At 43.7% G+C, this 18,952-nt stretch carries 14 protein-coding genes; 11 read left to right on the forward strand and 3 right to left on the reverse strand.

The window, feature by feature from the left end; translation table 11 throughout:
* Nucleotides 1–26: 26 nt before the first annotated feature.
* Nucleotides 27–623: a porin family protein gene (locus JC525_RS12650; protein WP_198816165.1), complete on the forward strand. Its 597-nt coding sequence runs from the start codon at nt 27–29 to the stop codon at nt 621–623.
* Between the two features lie 95 nt (nt 624–718).
* Here JC525_RS12650 and JC525_RS12655 read toward each other — a convergent pair whose 3' ends face one another.
* Entirely contained in the window at nt 719–2,461 is a 1,743-nt protein-coding gene (locus JC525_RS12655) for a PAS domain S-box protein (protein WP_198816166.1), read from the reverse strand.
* 254 nt (nt 2,462–2,715) lie between these two features.
* Here JC525_RS12655 and JC525_RS12660 point away from each other — a divergent pair, with 254 nt between their 5' ends.
* Nucleotides 2,716–4,932, forward strand: a complete 2,217-nt coding sequence (locus tag JC525_RS12660) for a VTT domain-containing protein (RefSeq protein WP_198816167.1) — start codon at nt 2,716–2,718, stop codon at nt 4,930–4,932.
* Entirely contained in the window at nt 4,920–5,633 is a 714-nt protein-coding gene (locus JC525_RS12665; protein ID WP_198816168.1) for an endonuclease/exonuclease/phosphatase family protein, read from the forward strand. The genes JC525_RS12660 and JC525_RS12665 overlap by 13 nt, the downstream gene beginning before the upstream one ends.
* A gap of 39 nt (nt 5,634–5,672) precedes the next feature.
* Here the strand turns inward: JC525_RS12665 and JC525_RS12670 are convergent, their stop codons facing one another.
* Nucleotides 5,673–6,653, reverse strand: coding sequence for a LysR family transcriptional regulator (locus JC525_RS12670; protein WP_198816169.1), 981 nt, complete (start codon nt 6,651–6,653; stop codon nt 5,673–5,675).
* 409 nt (nt 6,654–7,062) lie between these two features.
* Here JC525_RS12670 and JC525_RS12675 point away from each other — a divergent pair, with 409 nt between their 5' ends.
* From JC525_RS12675 to JC525_RS12700, 6 genes are all read left to right on the forward strand, one after another.
* Entirely contained in the window at nt 7,063–9,663 is a 2,601-nt protein-coding gene (locus JC525_RS12675; protein WP_198816170.1) for a TonB-dependent receptor plug domain-containing protein, read from the forward strand.
* 117 nt (nt 9,664–9,780) lie between these two features.
* On the forward strand, nt 9,781–10,602 hold the full coding sequence (locus JC525_RS12680; RefSeq protein ID WP_198816171.1) for a sulfite exporter TauE/SafE family protein: 822 nt from the start codon (nt 9,781–9,783) through the stop codon (nt 10,600–10,602).
* A 21-nt stretch (nt 10,603–10,623) separates the two neighbouring features.
* Complete coding sequence (locus tag JC525_RS12685) at nt 10,624–11,802, forward strand: pyridoxal phosphate-dependent aminotransferase (RefSeq protein WP_198816172.1); 1,179 nt, start codon at nt 10,624–10,626, stop codon at nt 11,800–11,802.
* Between the two features lie 234 nt (nt 11,803–12,036).
* On the forward strand, nt 12,037–12,402 hold the full coding sequence (locus JC525_RS12690) for a response regulator (RefSeq protein WP_198816173.1): 366 nt from the start codon (nt 12,037–12,039) through the stop codon (nt 12,400–12,402).
* On the forward strand, nt 12,399–12,983 hold the full coding sequence (locus JC525_RS12695; protein ID WP_198816174.1) for a chemotaxis protein CheX: 585 nt from the start codon (nt 12,399–12,401) through the stop codon (nt 12,981–12,983). The genes JC525_RS12690 and JC525_RS12695 overlap by 4 nt, the downstream gene beginning before the upstream one ends.
* A complete protein-coding gene (locus JC525_RS12700) occupies nt 12,983–14,305 on the forward strand; it encodes a sensor histidine kinase (RefSeq protein ID WP_198816175.1) in 1,323 nt (440 codons plus the stop codon). The genes JC525_RS12695 and JC525_RS12700 overlap by 1 nt, the downstream gene beginning before the upstream one ends.
* Before the next feature lie 9 nt (nt 14,306–14,314).
* Here JC525_RS12700 and JC525_RS12705 read toward each other — a convergent pair whose 3' ends face one another.
* Nucleotides 14,315–15,346 (reverse strand): MBL fold metallo-hydrolase, encoded by a 1,032-nt coding sequence (locus tag JC525_RS12705; RefSeq protein ID WP_198816176.1) that lies wholly within the window; start codon nt 15,344–15,346, stop codon nt 14,315–14,317.
* Between the two features lie 254 nt (nt 15,347–15,600).
* Here JC525_RS12705 and JC525_RS12710 point away from each other — a divergent pair, with 254 nt between their 5' ends.
* Together JC525_RS12710 and JC525_RS12715 are read left to right on the forward strand one after the other, a co-directional pair.
* Nucleotides 15,601–17,985, forward strand: a complete 2,385-nt coding sequence (locus tag JC525_RS12710; RefSeq protein WP_198816177.1) for a DNA polymerase II — start codon at nt 15,601–15,603, stop codon at nt 17,983–17,985.
* Between the two features lie 267 nt (nt 17,986–18,252).
* Nucleotides 18,253–18,831 (forward strand): hypothetical protein, encoded by a 579-nt coding sequence (locus tag JC525_RS12715; protein ID WP_198816178.1) that lies wholly within the window; start codon nt 18,253–18,255, stop codon nt 18,829–18,831.
* Nucleotides 18,832–18,952: the final 121 nt, after the last annotated feature.

Here is an 18,952-nt window from a genome sequence, read left to right on the forward strand (position 1 = left end):
GTTATAGAAGTAATGAGGACGAACTTATGAAAAACACACTTAAAACACTTACTGGACTAGCTGCGGTTGCATCAATTAGTGCAATGGCTTCGTTTGGCGCAAACGCTCAATCTAACCAAATCGAAGCGAAAGACAGCGGTTTTTACGTAGGTGGTAATTACGGCTACCTACGAGTTGAAGGTGAAGATGACTTTGATGATGACAAAGACGTATGGCAAGGCCTAGTTGGTTACAAGTTTAATGAGTGGGTAGCGATTGAAGGTGGCTACATTGACTTTGGCGATTATGGTAATGATATTGCTGGCGCTGAAACTGACGGCTATACCGCGGCAATTAAAGGTATTTTACCGCTAACTGAACGCTTCTCACTTTACGCTAAGGCGGGTCAGCTATGGTCTGAAACCGAATATAACTTTGCTGGTATATCGCGAGATAACGACGATGAGAGCCTTTTCGTTGGCGCTGGTCTAAGCTATGCGATTACAAGTAATTTCCTAGTTAATGCTGAATACACTGTATACGATACAGAGTTGGACGCAGACGAAGCATTTGATGACATCGACGATACCGATTTTGAAACCGATCTAAAACAAGCCAGCATTGGTGTTGAGTATCGCTTTTAATTGCTAGTTGACGCTATGTTAAATTATAGCCAGTTTTGAAGGGAAGGCCTTCGCCCAACGGCGAAGGCTTTTTCTAAGCTAGTACATCTAAGCAACTAACCGTCAATGCGCTGAATCAGTTGCGCCAACTCCTCAATTTTTGAAACCGTCGCCTTGACGAGATTATCAATTTCGTTTGAAGAGGACTGAGAGTTTCCTGCTAACGTTCTCACTTCATCCGCTACCACTGCGAAGCCTCTTCCCATTTCACCAGCTCTTGCTGCCTCAATCGCAGCATTCAACGCTAATAGATTCGTTTGTTCTGAAATCGAGTTGATTGTGCCGACAATATTGCTAATCGTTTGACTGGTGACAAGAAGTTCTTTCATCGCATCTTGAGTATCGTTAACCGCCTGTTTTCGCGTCGTAATATTGATAGCAAAAAACACAAAGCGAGTTATTTGCCCATTAAAGTTTTTAAGGGCGCTAATTCGAGCGTCGAATGCTAGGTAGCTTCCGTTTTTCTCAAGTTCAATAATTTTTGAAACGAAGCCAGAGGTCTCCAACGCTGATTTATCTTCAGCAGATAGTTTGTCCATCACTTCGTTTGCGAACTCTTTAGTACTAATCACATCTTTCAAATTATCGCGAAGTAGCTTGTTCGCCTCTATAACTTCACCATTTGGTTCCATTTCAAGGAGAACCAGCGCACTCCCAATTGCCTTGAGTTTATTGGTAAAGTCTAGCGCCATTTGTTTTACGCGAGTGATGTCTGCCTGAACTGCGATAAAATTGACTAGGTTGCCATCTTTGAAGACAGGGTTTATTGAAAGTGAAGTCCAATAAGGCGTACCATCTTTTCGATAGTTGAGTACCTCATCATAAAAAGCTTCTCTGTTTTTTATTTTCTGTCGAATGACGCTTACTGTTCGTTGGTCTGTCTCTTCGCCTTGGAGGAAAGAGCCCGGTTTCTTACCTTTAACTTCGTCGAGTTGCCAGCCTGTGAGTCGATAAAATCCGTTGTTTACATATTCAATTAGGCCATCTGCGTCAGAAATGATGACGGCATTGTCGGTCTCGTTTGCGACGAGAGACAGCATGCGCTGTAACTCCCGCTGCTCAACTTCTTCAGTAACATCTTTTATAAACGCAGTATAAAGTGTTCTATCTGCCAGTCGAACTTTCGATAACGATAGCCTTCCCCATAAGCTTTTACCGTCTTTTCGCTCGACTTTTACTTCGCGACTTGTCCCTACTATTTTATCCTGACCGGTTTCCCGGTTCGCATTAACATAATTGTCGTGGTTTGCTTGTATTGCTTGAGGTACCAACATTTTTACATTGCACCCAATCACCTCTTCTCTTCGATACCCCCAAAGCTTTTCCGCAGAAGCATTGAACAAGGTCACATTGTTGTTTTCATCGATACAAACCACCGCATCTAACGCTTGTTCAAGGGTTTGCTCAACAATCTCGCGGGCCTCTCTTTCCTCTGTAACATCACGAACAAACGCAGTGTAATGCTTTTTACCGCTGACAATAACCTGGGACAGCGCAAGCTGCACCCAAACTCTCTCGCCGCTTTTAGTTTCTAGCTCTACTTCTCGTGAACTGCCAACTATTTTGTTTACGTTAGTCGCTCTATGGGTATTTACATAGCTGTCATGATTAGCTTGGTGCTCTTGAGGGACGAGCATTCTGATATTTTTACCAAGCACCTCACTTGGCGCATAACCCCATAGGCGTTGGGCAGCATTGTTGTAAAACGTAATATTGTTTTTTTCATCTATCGTCACAACCGCAAGTATAGACTGGGAAAGTGCCTGTTCTGCCGCATTTTCACGTGAAAAGAAATTCATTGCTTTGCCTTTAGTTCATCCAACAGCAAAGTATATAGTTGAGTTCCTTTGTTTTTTCCAGTAATGGAGACTAAAGCGGAAAAAACGTGAAAATATTACACATATCCCGCCTTCATTTTTTGAGTAAGTAACGAGATTAAAAATCTTAATATTAGATATCAGTAACTTACAAAATTCAGTGAGAAGTTTATATCAGGTACGAATTCTGCAATTTCATTCACTAATGAATAAAAGTGAAAAACAGGTATAAAAACATGCAATCAGGTAAGAGTGTATTTCAACCAGGCCAAAACTGTTGGGTAAAAAGTAAAGCCCGCTTCTCGACGCCACTCATTGATTGCGGTAATTACTACAAAGCGTTACATAGCTCCATTGTAAAAGCCAAGCACAGTATATTTATTGTGGGATGGGACATTGACAGTCGAATTCGGTTGCTTAGAGGCGATGATGAAGCCAACAGTGAAGCCCCAAGCGTAATAAGCGACCTTTTGAAATGGAAAGCTGAGCAAAACCCTGAAATTAACATTTATCTACTGCGTTGGGATTCCTCTCTTGCCTTCTTCGCCCAGCGCGAGATGTGGGCAAAAGAAGTGTGGGAAGAAAAAACACCGGACAACGTGCAAACCGAGTTAGACGACACGATCCCGATGGGAGGCAGTCAGCACCAAAAAATTGTCGTTATCGACGATGAGCTAGTGTTTTCTGGTGGAATGGATGTTTCCACCAACCGCTGGGATACTCGTGACCACCCAGTGGTATCAGAGGAACGTAACGGACCTGACGGAGAGTATGGTCCACTGCACGATGTTCAAATGGTATCAAGCGGCCCAGTCGTAGCTGACTTCGCAAAACTGGTAAGATGGAGATGGCAGCGCGTTGCAGAAAATACGCCTATCGACATTAGGGAAGATGCACTTATTGATGAAGACGCGCCTGTGCCTGAAACGTGGCCCGACAATTATCCGCCGCTCTTTGAAAACGTTGAGTGTGCGCTCGCAAGAACCATTCCCTTCATGGATGAGGTGGAACCGGCCCAAGAAGTTCGGCATATGTTGCTTGACCTGATAGGTGAAGCTGAATCTGTCATTTACATAGAAAATCAATTCACAACCAGGCAAGAAATTGCTGAAGCGTTAAATCGACAACTGAAATTAAAGCCTAACCTTTCGGTGATTATAGTAAGTTCTTATGAGCCTAAAGGTAAGTTTGAATGTGAAGCCTTCTGGGCGAGCCGAATTGAATTTAAAGCAATTTTAGAAAAGGGAGTTGATCCGAAACGCGTGAAGCTTACCTACTCTTCTATCGAAGATATGCAGGGGCGTCGCGCTTACAAACGCATTCATTCAAAGGTTATGACGATAGATAATAAATACCTTGTTATTGGCTCTTCAAACATCAGTAACCGCTCAATGACGTTAGATACTGAAATTGACACAGTACTGTTTGGCAACAATAAGGAAAATCAAGCCTGTATAGAACAAGTAAGAAACGACTTGCTCGCCGAGCACACGGGCAGAAATATTGAAGCAATGCCGGCGATATTTAATGAAGACTTGCCTGTTGAAGCATTGATGCATGGCCAAATAGCGCACGGATATGTACTTACAGAAGTACGCGATGAGATTTTTACCGAGCTTTCTGGAACAAACATGTTCCGCGCGCTATCAGACCCCGAAGAGCCTCTAATTTCTGTTCCTACCTTTGACGGCGCTGCTCTACCGGCTCGCAACCCAAAACGTCGGAGCATCATGATCTTAATGGGTTTGGTGATCATAGCGGTTTTAGGCGGTTTAATGTTTTGGGCGAGCCAATCAATTCCATGGTTAAGTTCAGACAGTATCAATGCTTTCTTAGAAAAAAGCAGGGGCACCTACTTCGCCCTACCTACCGTTCTTTTGGTGTATGTTGTAGGCGGCATTTTATTTTTTCCCGTCACGGTCTTATCTCTTGCCGTAGCCGCAATTTTCGGACCTATTTGGGGGCCTATCTACGGTATGATGGGCGCGCTCATGAGTTCAGCTATTATGTTTGGAATAGGCAAACTTTCTGGAAATGCTGGGCTTAAGAAGCTAGGCGGCCCCAAAGTAGCTGCGGTTGATGAGAAACTCAAGCGTAGCGGGATCGTGGGTGTGGCCGCTATCCGTATGCTGCCTATCGCACCTTTCAGTTTGGTTAATCTCGTAGCCGGCATTTCATCTATTGGGATTTTTCAATTCTTAATAGGCACATTTTTAGGCATGTTTCCTCCTATGATTGCAAAAGGTCTCGTGGGAGATTCTATTGCACAAATATGGCAGAACCCGTCTCCTAAGACCATCAGCTATTTAGTGGGCGGCATCGTACTGTGGGGTCTTATGATTTGGGGTTCACAAAAATTCGCCCGTTATTACCAGGCTCGTAAAGAGACTGGCAATGACGAAATCGATGAAGGTAGCAGAAGTAAAAGTGAGGCAGATAAATGTGCCGCATAATGACCTATAACATTCATAGCGGCGTTGGTAGAGACAAAAAGCATGATTACAAACGCATAGGGCAATTTCTAGCGAATAGTGGAGCAGACGTTGTGCTGCTGCAAGAAATGGATACCCGCTCGCCACATCGAGATACAGCAGAAGATGTGAAGAATATATGTGCTGAAAATACGTTTAAGCTTATTCCCTCACCGGCGATAAGGGAAGCAGACGGTTGGTATGGCAATGCCATACTTACCCGTTTCGATGTTATTACTCATGATACCGTCGATGTGAGTCAAAGCGGAAGACAACCTAGAAATGTTCAAATTGTCGAGTTAGAAACCGAAAAAACGCCGCTGACCGTCGTTAATACGCACAAGGGGCTTAAAAAATTGGAGAGGCGCTCACAATTTTCGTTACTCCATGAGCATTTATCGTCCAGGCTAACGCAGCACAAGACACCTCTTCTTTTAGCTGGAGATTTTAATGAATGGCAGTTTTTTTCAAGAGCGTTTCATGCTTTAAACGAACTTCTCAATCAACAAAAAGTGGGCGCTACATTTCCGAGTCACTTTCCCGTATTTTCTCTTGACCGTGTGTGGGTCTCTGAGGATATCAGGGTAAAAGCATGTCGAAAGTTGAAAAATGCAAAGACCCGCGTATTTTCCGATCACTTGCCAGTGCTTGTTGATATAGAGCTTCCTGAATACGTGGAGTAAAACAGCGCTAGCACCTAGCTTGGAGACTATCGCCTCTCATTAAGCTGTATGAGAAATAAACGATGACGTTGCAAATTCCAATGTTCCACTCCAATGGTTCAACGCATTTTCTAGTGCAACCACCTTTCTAATAATGTCTACGATTCGCAGAAGGTCTCTCCCTGGTTTGGCTTTCTTATTCATAGCCGCGAGCACTGTACGGTGCATTTCAGGTTGGACAATTTTCAGTGTCGATACAAGGCCAGACTCTCTTAGATGAAAGATAGCCGAAGTAGGTAAAATCATTACTCCTTCACCCTGCATAACTTGTCTGAGCCCGGTCATTAATTGCCCAGAGTAGGCTAAATCGTGTTTAAGGCTAACCCCGGTTGCCTTTTCATAATCGGCGATCAACTGTCCTAGCGCATCTTTATTGCCAGGAGATAAAAGCGGGAGTTCACTGATCTCCCAGAATTTAATCACCGACTTTTCTTTTAAATGAGTGTATTCAGAGTGGGCACCGGACGCTGAGAACACGAGATGTAGTTCCTCTTGAATCAAAGGGGTAACGCTCATAAACTTCGGGTCAATAGCCTGCTGATAAGTAAGCGCAACATCGATTTGTTTTGACGATAACCAATCATTGATCGCGTAAGAAGGACCGGTACTGATTTCTACCTTGAGATCGTTATGATGTTTCGCTATCTCGGTCAACAGCGGTAATGAAAGCACATTACCAATGGAAGGGAGCATTCCTATTTTGATTTTTTTACCTTGCCCGGCGTGAAACCCTTCCATTACTGTTTTCACGTTTTCAATTTCGCCTAGTATTTTCTCTGCGTGTTTATAAAAAACTTCACCAGCAGGCGTCAAATTAACCCCAGCAAAGCTTCTTTCAAGTAATGTTGTTTTTACCTCCCGTTCTAAGCTCGCTAGTTGTTGACTTATCGCCGGCTGAGCGATATCTAGCGCTCTAGCGGCTCCAGCAATGCTTCCCTTTTGCACTGTAGTTATGAAATACCGCAGCTGTTTAGAATGCACTGACTTCCCCTATGAGACAGACCTAAAGTTAAGCGATGAGCTATCGATGTGCTATTACAGTTGCAACGCAAGCTATATGCCATTCCAATAGGTTATATGCAGCAAAATTGTAAAATCGTGGGGAAAAATAAAAGCCAGCAAAAACTCATATAATTTAATACTTAAGTATGAAGCTTAGAAAAATGCGCGTTGCGCTTATGATCAATACTTTTCTTATACCCCTGAATATTCTTCTTTCTTCCACCAGCGCCCAAGAGTTTTTAGCCTAGTAGCTGAACACGAGTGACACAATAAGAACAACAAGATGCAATATGCATCAATGTGGTGCTCGTGCGTGCCTAAAAAGAGTGCAGATTAAAACAATCTTCATCCATAAATTAAGTAGCAATAAGCACGATTGGGAACGCTGATGAAACAAAAGAAACTCCACACCGCAGTTCGTTACGCACTTACTGGAATAACCTTTTTTACCACGTCTATGCTTGTTCAAGCACAAGAAGTAGCGGAAGAAGCTACTGAGGCAAAAGATTTAGAGCGCATCGCCGTTGTTGGAGCGCGAGGGGCGCCACGTTCAGTTACAAGCTCGCCAGTGCCGGTTGATGTATTAACCGCTGAAGATGTAGAAGCGGTTGCGTTTACCGACATGAATAATGTTTTGATGACATTAGTTCCCTCTTACTCAGTTGGCCGCCAACCTATCTCTGACGGTGGAACATTTATTCGGCCTGCAACACTCCGCGGCATGCCTACCGATAAAACCTTAGTATTAGTTAATTCAAAGCGACGCCACAGAGCAGCGCTTGTTTCAATCGGAGGCTCAGGCACTCAGGGTCCAGATATCGCTACCATTCCCACAGCAGCAATTAATACGGTTGAAGTTCTTCGTGACGGTGCGGCTGCGCAATATGGTTCAGATGCAATCGCAGGCGTTATCAATTTTCAGCTAAAAGACAACACTGAGGGCGGTTCTTTTACTATTGACTACGGTACCTATTACGAGGGTGACGGAGATCAGATTACCGTTACGGGCAATAAGGGCTTTGCGCTAGGTGATGACGGTTTTCTCAGTATCTCAGCAGAGTACTCTGACAGCGACGCTACGTTTAGAGGTGAGCAATACTGTGAACCTTGGTTCTGTGTAGATGAGCAATCTGAGCAATATATTGCTGATGCCACAGCCATGGCAAATAGCGTCCATGATTCAGACGTAGTACAACCCTGGGGCCAGCCTAACACGAGCGGCAAACGCATATTTTTCAATTCCGGCTATACATTATCTGCAGAAGCTGAACTCTACGCCTTTGGTAACTATTCAGAAAGTGAAGGTGATGGATCGTTTTACTACCGCTATCCGGGCAACGGCACAATTGAAGACCTTCGCCTAGAAGACGGTTCAATTTGGAATCCAACAGAATTTTTCCCTGGAGGCTTCACGCCTCGCTTTTTTGGTGATGTTACCGACTACTCTTTCGTAGGTGGGATAAAAGGAATGTCTGGCGACCTTACCTACGATATCAGCGGTCGTTATGGCAACAATGAAATCTCTTACACGCTAGCGAATACGATTAACCCTTCTCTGGGTAACGAATCACCAACGTCATTTCAACCAGGCGACCTTACCAACGAAGAAACTCAAATCCAAGCAGACTTCACTTACGATATGAGTGAGTACGTACTAGCTTTTGGAGCAAGTTATCTAGATGAGTCTTATGAAATATCCGAAGGAGAAGAAGCCTCTTATTTCGCTGGACCTTACGCGACATCAGATCCCTATGGATTTTGTGATGGCAATATAGCAACCGCCGCAGGACTTGCAGTTATAGCCACTGGCTCTACGTTAGATTGTTCTAACCCAGACGACGCAGTTTATACCGTGGTTGGCGTAGGTTCTAACGGTTTCCCAGGATACTCTCCTGATTATTCAGGTTCTTATGAACGTGATTCTTATGCTGTTTATACAGATATTTCAGGTGATATAACCGATGCGTTATTTGCACAGGCGGCGTTGCGCTATGAAGACTATTCAGACTTTGGTTCAGAAGTCGTATACAAAATTGCCGGTTTCTACCAACTCAATGATGATGTAGGTTTTAGGTCTTCATTTGGTACAGGCTTCAGAGCACCAACGCCAGGTCAGCAAGGTACGACTAACGTATCCACTCGCTTACCTAACGGTTTCCCAGTTGCGACTGGTTTGTTCCCAGCAGGTGGTGAGGTAGCACAGGCTCTGGGTGCGGAAGAACTCTCGCCTGAGAAGTCAACGAACTTCACTCTCGGTATGACGGCTAATTATGGCGACTTAACCCTCACCGTAGACTACTACAATATCAAATTAGAGGACCGCCTCTACTCCGTTTCCACGCGTGACGTATCAACGACGGTTGTCACCGATCCAGATGCCAGCGGTTACAGTGCTTACCAAAACTACCTTGCGCTTGCCGGTGCAAATGTATCCGGCGCAGAGTCTATTGGTGGTGTTTTCTTCTTCCAAAACGCATTTGATACGGTAACAGAAGGTGTAGATGTTGTTGCAACATACAAGATGGAATCTAAATATGGTTCAACCATATTAACCGGCTCCATAAACTACAACAAAACCGAATTTGATTCGGACCCTAGTGAGTACCTCGACCCCGAAGATCAATTCGACTTTGAGAATGGTACGCCTGAAATGCGCGGGGTGTTCTCTGTCACTCACAGTTATGACGTATGGTCTGCAGTGGCTCGCCTAAGCTATTACGGCGAGTACGAAAACGCAGGAAGTGATAACGGCGAAAGTGTCAATGCTGAAAGCATTCAAACTTTTGGTGACGAATTCATGTTTGATATTGAAGGCTCTTATCTTATCAATGAGAACTTCACGTTATCAGTCGGTATCAGAAACCTGTTCGACAACTATCCAGATTTGAGTACAAATGGTGACGCTTGCTGTGGCGAACTATACGACTCAGGCTCGATAGTTGATTGGCAAGGTGGGTACTACTACACCCGCCTAGCTGCCCGCTTTTAATGGGGTGCAGCAAACGCCGGCTCACGCCGGTGTTTGCGTTTTATATAAGTGTATATAAGTTAATTTTAAAAAAGGTCCTTCAATGTTTAAAGCTGTATTGTGTGGAGTAGAATGCAAATGGAACTAGAACTACTGTGGTTTGTAGTTACCTTGTGTATAACCGGTGCCATAGCTGGTATCACCGCAGGCCTTTTCGGCAATGGTGGAGGCTTTGTTGTTGTTCCAGCCCTGCTTGCCGTTTTTCCTTTTTTTACTCCTCCGTCAGAAGCGCTCGTAAAAGTTGCTATAGGAACATCATTAGCCTCCATTGTGGTTTCTAGCGCTCGCTCTGTCATGGCTCACCGAGCCAAAGGTGCGGTAGACTTCGATATTCTCCGCTCTTGGAGTATCTGGCTCGTTCTTGGAGTTGGCGGCGGTCTACTTATCGCTAACAACACAAGCGCCAACGGGCTTACCGTAGTTTTCGCAGCAGGCGTTTTACTTTATTCGGTGTATTTTTTATTTCCTGAATTCGTCGTAAGACCTGGTCTGGTTTTCAACATGCCAAAAGGTATTGGTAAAGCAGTACTGGCATTTGTTCTCGGCGGATTCTCAGCGCTACTTGGTATTGGCGGCGGCACGCCAACGGTTATCACAATGGTAATGTGTCAGCGCACTATCCAGCAGGCTGTGGCAACCGCAGCTGGCGTAGGCTTTTTAATAGGACTTCCTGGTGCTATCGGATTTTTGTTTATGACACACCCTGATACCGCCTCCCTCCCAGTTGGCACCATTGGTTACATCAATATACCGGCACTTATTGCAATCAGCATAGGCGCCATCTTCACAGCGCCTATTGGAGCGAAAATGGCACATAACTTCAGTGAAAAGAAACTAAAACGCCTTTTTGGCATTTATCTCGTCATTGTCTCAAGCGCCATGTTCTATAAAGCCATATAACACGTCTAAAAGGAGAGAATCATGAGCTATAGCCGTTCAAGACGCTTATTTATCGGAGGTTCGGTAGCAGCGTCAGCATTCGGAGTTAGCGGATTTAGTACATTTACTGCTGCACAAACAGCAGGAGCCATTTCCAGTCCCATTCCCGCTGTGACATATGGCCCCTCACCAGGTGTGGCAAAACTCAATGCTAATGAAAACCCATTTGGCCCTAGCCCGAAAGCGTTGGACGCCATTGCCCAAGCCTCGGCCGAAGGTGGCGCATATTATGCCTACCCTGCCGCAATGACACTTTTAGATATGATTGCAGAGCGCCACGGTATTTCACGTAAGAACATTTCTTTAAGCGCAGGCTCTAGCCCTATTCTCTCTTATACTGCGCTCGCAGCCAGTAAAAAAGGAAAAATTCTTGGGCCAGATCTCTTTTGGGATACCACATCAAAAGCCCCGGAGAAACAAGGCGCGCCCGAGATAGTAAGAATTCCTAATACAGCAGAACTCGACATTGACCTTGACGCCATGTACGCAGCAATTGATGATTCCACTGGCATGGTTCATATCTGTAACCCAAATAACCCAACAGGTAAAATACTCGACCCAGAGAAGTTACGAGATTTTTGCATTAAGGCCTCTAAAAAAACACTTGTATTGGTTGATGAAGCTTACAATGAACTGATTGATGAACCACCAAAACACACGATGATCCCGCTTGTTAAAGCAGGACACAACGTGGTTGTTGCTCGTACTTTTTCTAAAATTTATGGCTTAGCCGGCATGCGAGTTGGCTACCTTATAGCATCAGAGGAAAATACGGATTGGATTAACCGTTATGGTATGGGTGGCTATACCTTGAATCAAGCAGGCCTTGCTGCCGCCATTGCAAGCTATAATGATGAGGCTTTTCTGACGTTCTCGAAAGAGAAAATATACGAAGGTAGAGCAATGGTTATGGATGCTGTCAAAGCAAACGGTTTGACAGCTCTGCCGTCGAGTACTAACTTTGTCTTTGTTAATTTGGGTGACGGCAACGCTGAATATTTCCGTCAAGCCATGGCCGAAGAGGATGTGCTGATACGAGGAATTTATCGTACCTACACTAATTGGTCTCGCGTAAGCATGGGAAGAATTGCAGATGTAAAACGTTACGTTGATTCGATGCCTAAGGCGCTAGAAAAGATGTACGCTTTACAAAATAGCTAGCTCAGAACGGTGTGTACTGAACACTCGTACACGCCTACTCATCATCAGCTAACATCCTCTCATTTCAACTAAAAGTCTAATACGCATAAAAGTCACTTCTGCCATATACTTTATAAAAATCGTTATTGCGAAAACACTCGAGCAATTTTTTTAACGAGTTTATTGCGGTAATGCTAAAACTGCTCATACTTTATTAAAAGATATTCCTCTAAATGCCGCTCTAGGAGGCTGTAAATGTCACTTTCTGTTTTAGTTGCTGATGATTCAAAGTTATCGAGGCGCAGTGTTATTCGAGCACTCCCCCAGGATCTTGAATACGATATTACCGAAGCAACGAACGGCCAAGAAGCTATTAATGAGCTATCAGAGAGGAGTTTTACACTTGTTCTATTAGACCTTACCATGCCGGAAGTGGATGGGGTGGGCGTGTTGGAATTCTTGCATGAGAGGCCCGATGCACCAAACGTTATTGTAATAAGTGCTGATTTTCAGCCGGAAAAGCAGAAAATTGTAATGTCTCTAGGAGCTAAGCGTTTTCTTCGCAAGCCGCTAGATAAAGAAGAGTTAGCAATGGCATTATTTGAACTGGGGTATCTATGAGTATCGTACTACCGCTAGATGAAGAGCAAAGAGATGCGCTTCAGGAATTGTTAAATATTTCTATGGGGCAAGCCGCCAATTCTCTCGCACAGTTGATAGAAACCAAAATTGATATTTCTATTCCAAAGATTTCAGCAGTTACCCCTACTCAGCTCTATAGCCTTTTATTTGAAACAGAAGATTCCTTCTATACTCGACAGTCTTTTTTAGGAGATGTACATGGCGAAGTAATGTCTGTGCTCTCTAGGGCTGGCTTGACGGAAGTGGCTACGTTGATGGACTACGACGACCCGTTGAGTAAAGAAGACATTCAAGAGATTATTCTAGAACTTTGTAATATTTTGGCAGGCGCTTGTCTGGCAGGCCTCTCCGATCAGCTGGAACTGACGACTAATCTAAACATGCCAACCTTGTTTCAGCCACATAAAAGCAATTTCGATGACCTGAAATGGCAGCACAGCCTAGTTATGGAAGTGCAATTTGTCATTGCAATTTCATCGTTCAGTATGCGCGTAGTTTTCTGTTTAGACGACGAGTCTCTTGCGCGAATGAAAGCTACATTGGATGAGTTGCTCGCATAATGTTTGAACAGCTGGTAGGTAAATTACCGGTCGGGATAGGTATTGTTGACGAGAGCTTCAATGTTGTTTATTTGAATGATTTTTTTTTGGACAGACTGCCCCATGAATTGCGTAAAAATTATAAAGAGACGCCGGTTACTGATTTATTCCACGGCCAAGGCAAGTTTTTAAAACGCAGACTTAAGTCGGTCTTTGTATTACAGCATCCCAGTTTTAGCTATTGGGAACAGCGGCCTCACATATTTCCATTTAAAAGTTCTCGCCCAATAACGGGTGAAGAAACTCAAATGTATCAAAATATGGAAATTCTGCCCGTCAAAGATAAAGCAACGGGCCAGAGATACGCATGTATTTTTCTTCAAGATGTGACAGCACAAGCAAGTTATTTCAGAGCACAACAGAAACTATCAGAAGCACTAAAAAAAGAACATGATGCGCAAAAAAAGCTGATCAGAAAACTGGACACCGCACAAAGTCAGCTGATTCAAGCAGAGAAAATGGCGTCTACTGGCCAGCTTGCTGCGGGTATCGCTCACGAAATCAATAACCCAATTGGATTTGTGAATGCCAATCTCAACACACTTGGGCAATACGCCTCTCATCTCATTTCTATATGCGATGGTGTTTACTCACACCTTGAAAGCTTTAACGACGAACTAAGTGAACAAATAGAAGCGCTCTATCAATCAAATCACTACGACCTGGTAAAAGAAGATATTACCGAATTAATCGAAGAGTCCACGGACGGATTAACACGAGTAAAAGACATCGTAGAGAACCTAAAGAATTTTTCGTTAGAAAATTCAGAAGGTGTTCAAACCGTTGATATTTTTACCGTATGTAATCAGCTCATTACTCTAATTTCGGCTCAATACAGCACACCTCAGTATAAATTTGACTGTGAACGAGAAAAAGTTGAAGTCATGGGTAATCCCGGCCCGTTAAAGCAAGCGTTAATGAATGTAATGATAAATGCCGCTCAAGCCATCGACACAAAAGGTGTTATAAAACTCAGCGTTCAAGAGTCAGGCGATCAAGTTATCATTAAAATACTTGATTCAGGGTGTGGTATTCCAGCCCAGCATTTGAAGCGTGTTTTCGAACCTTTTTTCACCACAAAGCCTGAGGGACAAGGGCAAGGCTTGGGCTTATCAGTCGCCTATACTGCAATAGAGCAACATCAAGGCAAAATATCAATAAGCAGCAAGGAAGCAAAAGGCACGGTAGTCGAAATTTCTATTCCTAAACAACCATCTAACGTGACGGGCGTTAGCCCAGAAAACGACAGTGATCCCTCTGATACTGTGCCAGAAGGTGCCTAAAAAACTGCGTTAACAGGCAAGCTGTTTGGCTTCTATGGCTTTAAACTCGTAGTGCCCTTTATCGTTAACACTGCGAGAGATCTCCCCCTTATGATATAAGTAATTTAAATGAGACAGGCATTCTGCTACAGCAAATACCATATTTCGGCTTGATAACTTTCGTTTAAACATAACGGGCAAAAGAGCTACAACCGTTTGAGGGTGCTCACAAGCTTCAAGCAATGCGTTTAAATGTTCATGATGATGCTCTATAAGCATATCGACCCTTTCGTGTAGACCGACGAAAGGTAACTTATGAGCGGGTAGCACAGTGACGTCTTTTGGCAGCGATTTAAACTGAGGCAAGGTGCTCAGATAATCATCTAATGTATTCGCATCGGGTTCGGTGGAATAGGCACCTATGTTAGGGGTAATAATAGGTAGAATGTGATCACCTGAAATTAGGATATTTTTCTTTTCGTTAAAAAGGCATGCATGCTCTGGAGAATGTCCACGCCCGATAATTACTCGCCATTCATCCTTTCCTAAAGACAATGTCATGCCATCTATAAGTCGTGTGTAGCTGATTGGTAAGGGAGACACAACGCTACTGTAGCCATTTCCATCTCCAGCCGTAAGCTTTTCAATTAAATCATCGTCGAGGCCTGCACGCTGATAATAAAGTATGTCTCTCTCATTTGTCGCCCCGTTTCTGCCAGCAGCAAAGGCTCTAGCAGTAAAGTACTCGGTTTGCGTCATATAAAACGGGACGTTGTACGTGTCAGCAATCCAACCCGCTAACCCGACATGGTCAGGGTGTAGATGCGTCACAATCACACCGACAATAGGTGCGTTTAACTGTTCAAAAACACGCTGCCACAGTGATTTCGTTGTGGCGGTTCCTAAGCCAGTGTCAAGTACCACCCAGCCGCCTTCGCCTTTTAACAAGTAAAGGTTAATATGGTCTAGATCGAAAGGTAAAGGCATGGTTAGCCATAGTACTCCTTCCGCAATTTCTATAAACTCGCCAGGCTCTACCTGCTTGTCATATAGATATTCCATACCGCCCTCGCTGAAGTTATTAGCCAACGGTTCGATGACTCATATAAGTAACCTTAAATGCCATAGCCAGAGAAAACCGCTTAAAGTACTACGTTTCTACCCTGCTCCCTACGTAAAGACAAACATATCTGTCGAATAGAGAACTATAGGAGTTGGTGATAACAAACGGTATACTCAAGAGTGGTGGCTTGTTGACGAATACAAGAGTCATCAGTATCTCATCTTATAAAATGTCGCTTTTTCTAAACGGAATCATGCCAAGCACTTCAATACATCAAGGTTTCATACTCAATAAAAGCACGTTCACAGTACGGGGCAAAGTGTATGTAGAACTGTGGGTAAAAACTGCAAACCAAATTGTGAAGCTCATCTCGTCCCCCCAAAATCCAACTTGTTTTGTAGCAGAAGATCAGGAGCCGTTACTAAGAGAGCTAGCAGATCATATCTCGCTTAAACTCTTAGTTTCCGACGATGGTTTTTACACCCTAGAACAAACCAAAGTATCGACCGTCAAGACCAAAACCGAATCGCAAATGCATCAGTTGCGTCAATTGGCGCGGGAAAAAGACATTATTTTATATGAAGCTGATATTAGGGTGGCCGACCGTTATCTGATGGAGCGTTTTGTTTACGGCGCCGTTGAATTCGTTGCCCCTGCGCTTAATTCTGCGCGCAAAAATAATGAACCGTTTGTTGATACCATAGAAAATGCGCAAATAAGACCTTGCCAGTATAGAACGACATTTACGTCCCTCAGTATAGACATTGAATGTAATGAACATGAAGAGCTGTTCAGCATCGCTTTGGCCGGGGACCGTTTAAATGTTGTACTGCTAGTTCGTCCACCTGGAATGTCAGAACGACAGCTTAGTGCAGCGAAGGAGACTGCCTATCAACTCACCGTTGTCGATTCAGAACGGGAGTTGCTTAATGCATTTTTCACGCATATAACGATATACGACCCTGACATTATCTTAGGGTGGAACGTTAAGCAGTTTGATATGGCTGTGCTTGCTCGCAGAACGAAAGTGAATAACTTGAATTTCCACATTGGACGCCGCGCGCGAGAGGCTTCAGTGCGACAATGGGAGGACCAGACACTCGTCGATGTGCCCGGTCGCTGCGTTATCGATGGTATTGAAGCATTGAAAACCATGACTTACCAGTTTGAGTCTTATTCACTCGATCACGTTTCAGAGGCACTACTGGGTGAAAATAAGCTTATTCAAGAAAGCGACAAACTTGCCGCAATAAAGCGTTTATATTATGAAGATCCTATTGCTTTAACGAACTATAACTTTAAAGACACGGAACTGGTAAATCGTATTCAAGAAAAAACCCAGTTTATTGACTTTCTTGCTTTGCGAAGCATTTTAACCGGTTTAGATATGAGCAGGCCGGGCGGATCAGTTGCGGCATTTCTGAACGTTTACCTACCCAAGCTCCACCGCAGCTCCTATGTCGCCGGGGTTAGGCCAGAAAATGGAGGGCTGGCGAGCCCGGGGGGATACGTTATGCGTTCTCAGCCTGGCTTATACAAAGACGTATTGGTTCTCGACTTCAAGAGCCTATACCCGTCTATCATACGAACATTTAAAATAGATCCTGTAGGACTCGCAGAAGGATTAAAGTCGCCGGAGAACGCGATTGAGGGCTTCAAAGGAGCAGTATTTAGTCGAACCACGCACTTTCTCCCATCAATTATCGAAAACCTCTGGCTTCAGCGTGATGAGGCGAAGAAACAGAAAGACTCCCCCCGCTCCCAAGCAATTAAGATATTAATGAACTCATTTTATGGTGTATTAGGCAGCGGCGGCTGCCCTTTTTACGACCCTCGACTTGCCAGTTCAATTACTTTGCGTGGTCATGAGATTATGCAGATTACAGCCGGCTGGATTGAAGACTTAGGTTACCAAGTTATCTACGGCGATACCGACTCAACCTTTGTTCACGTAGAAGGAAATGACACCTTAGGTACACCAAAAACAACGGGAATAAAGCTTGCTGAAATTATCAATGAAAAATGGACGGCCTTACTAAGGGAGAGTTTTGATATAGATTGTCACCTAGAAATTGAGTTTGAATCGCATTTTTCTACGTTTTTTATGCCTACAATCAGAGGCTCAACGGAAGGAAGTAAAAAACGCTATGCGGGGATGAAGGGTGACGAACTCATTTTCAAAGGCTTAGAAAATGTGCGCTCTGACTGGACTTCCTTAGCCAAATCTTTTCAATATCAGTTATACAAGAAGGTATTTTCAGGCCAGCCGGTAGAAAGGTACATTGGCGACACGCTAAATGCGGTCAAATCAGGACAAATGGACGACGAGTTGGTTTATAAAAAACGTTTGCGAAAGCCGCTATCATCCTATACCAAGTCCCTTCCACCTCATGTGAAAGCAGCGAGACGTGCAGATGAACTTTTCAAGGATCAGGGCTTGCCCTTACGCTATCAATCGAATACCACAATCGCGTATGTCATTACGGTCCAAGGCCCGCAAACGATAGAGACGGTCTCTGCGCCATTACACTATGACCACTACATAGAAAAACAAATCCAACCTATAGCAGACAGTATCTTACCCCTTATTGGCGCAAGCTTTGAACACATTGCTAACGACCAACTGCCCTTATTTTAGACGTAAATATTTTGTATGAACATCTTTCATAAAATGTGACAAATTAACAAAAACAATCAGCCCTCATTCATTTAAAAAAAACTTTTTATACTGCTTTTCAGTAATTTAACCCTTTGGCACAAGAAGTGAATTAAATACGTTGAGTAAATACTTTGAATAGCTAAATCGGTTTGAATGAAGTCACAACTTCAATCAACATGCGTTCTATTTAGTGGTTAGGGCAATTGAGAGCCCGCGTTCGCAATGAAAAACAGAAGGAATTTGATTATGAAGATCACAAAATTTAGTTTGATTACTAGTGCAATTGTTACAGCCACACTTTCTGCATCAGCTTTTGCAGGACATCACGAAGAAAAAATTTCAATGGGCTTCGATGCCTTAGACAAAGATAGTAATGGTTACATCGTGGGTTCAGAATCCTCTGGAGTTATGAATAGCAAATTAGTGTCTAAAATGGATACAGACGGCGACAGTATGGTAAGTCGCGCTGAGTTTAATGCGTTTGTTGATGAAAAGCCTTCAATGTTCAGCGATGAAATCATTACACAGGTCCAGACGGAAGGCACAAACGATGCAGTGTTAAGCGAAAAAGGTAACCCTGAACTATTTTCGAAAGACGATGGCGAAATGATCTCGGAGAAGAATAAGGAATTACGTACTGAGATGTCAGCAAGCGCGGACGACAAATTCACAGAAATAGATATGGACAGCGACGGTAGAATTAGTAAAACCGAACTAGAAGCCGCCAAAATAGAGGGTGACTTTGATTCGATGGACGGAAACGATGATAAGTACATTACACGTATGGAGTATAGAACTTATTATAAAAACCTTGATGCAGAATAGTCGCAATAGTAGTTGACTCGAACTAGGGAAATACTGAGGCAGCTAATGAAATAAAGTACTCTGACCCTGAGGGATCCCCACGAATTTAATTTCATGTGCCTGCGGCCCAAGCCCCGTCTAC

Origin of the sequence: Alteromonas sp. IB21 (assembly GCF_016405965.1) — a bacterium.
In the GTDB taxonomy this organism is placed as follows: Bacteria; Pseudomonadota; Gammaproteobacteria; order Enterobacterales; family Alteromonadaceae; genus Alteromonas.

Coding starts and splice junctions, on each gene's coding strand:
- JC525_RS12650 (WP_198816165.1), top strand. CDS start 27: ATGAAAAACACACTTAAAACACTTACTGGACTAGCTGCGGTTGCATCA.
- JC525_RS12655 (WP_198816166.1), bottom strand. CDS start 2,461: ATGAATTTCTTTTCACGTGAAAATGCGGCAGAACAGGCACTTTCCCAG.
- JC525_RS12660 (WP_198816167.1), top strand. CDS start 2,716: ATGCAATCAGGTAAGAGTGTATTTCAACCAGGCCAAAACTGTTGGGTA.
- JC525_RS12665 (WP_198816168.1), top strand. CDS start 4,920: ATGTGCCGCATAATGACCTATAACATTCATAGCGGCGTTGGTAGAGAC.
- JC525_RS12675 (WP_198816170.1), top strand. CDS start 7,063: ATGAAACAAAAGAAACTCCACACCGCAGTTCGTTACGCACTTACTGGA.
- JC525_RS12680 (WP_198816171.1), top strand. CDS start 9,781: ATGGAACTAGAACTACTGTGGTTTGTAGTTACCTTGTGTATAACCGGT.
- JC525_RS12685 (WP_198816172.1), top strand. CDS start 10,624: ATGAGCTATAGCCGTTCAAGACGCTTATTTATCGGAGGTTCGGTAGCA.
- JC525_RS12690 (WP_198816173.1), top strand. CDS start 12,037: ATGTCACTTTCTGTTTTAGTTGCTGATGATTCAAAGTTATCGAGGCGC.
- JC525_RS12695 (WP_198816174.1), top strand. CDS start 12,399: ATGAGTATCGTACTACCGCTAGATGAAGAGCAAAGAGATGCGCTTCAG.
- JC525_RS12700 (WP_198816175.1), top strand. CDS start 12,983: ATGTTTGAACAGCTGGTAGGTAAATTACCGGTCGGGATAGGTATTGTT.
- JC525_RS12705 (WP_198816176.1), bottom strand. CDS start 15,346: ATGGAATATCTATATGACAAGCAGGTAGAGCCTGGCGAGTTTATAGAA.
- JC525_RS12710 (WP_198816177.1), top strand. CDS start 15,601: ATGCCAAGCACTTCAATACATCAAGGTTTCATACTCAATAAAAGCACG.
- JC525_RS12715 (WP_198816178.1), top strand. CDS start 18,253: ATGAAGATCACAAAATTTAGTTTGATTACTAGTGCAATTGTTACAGCC.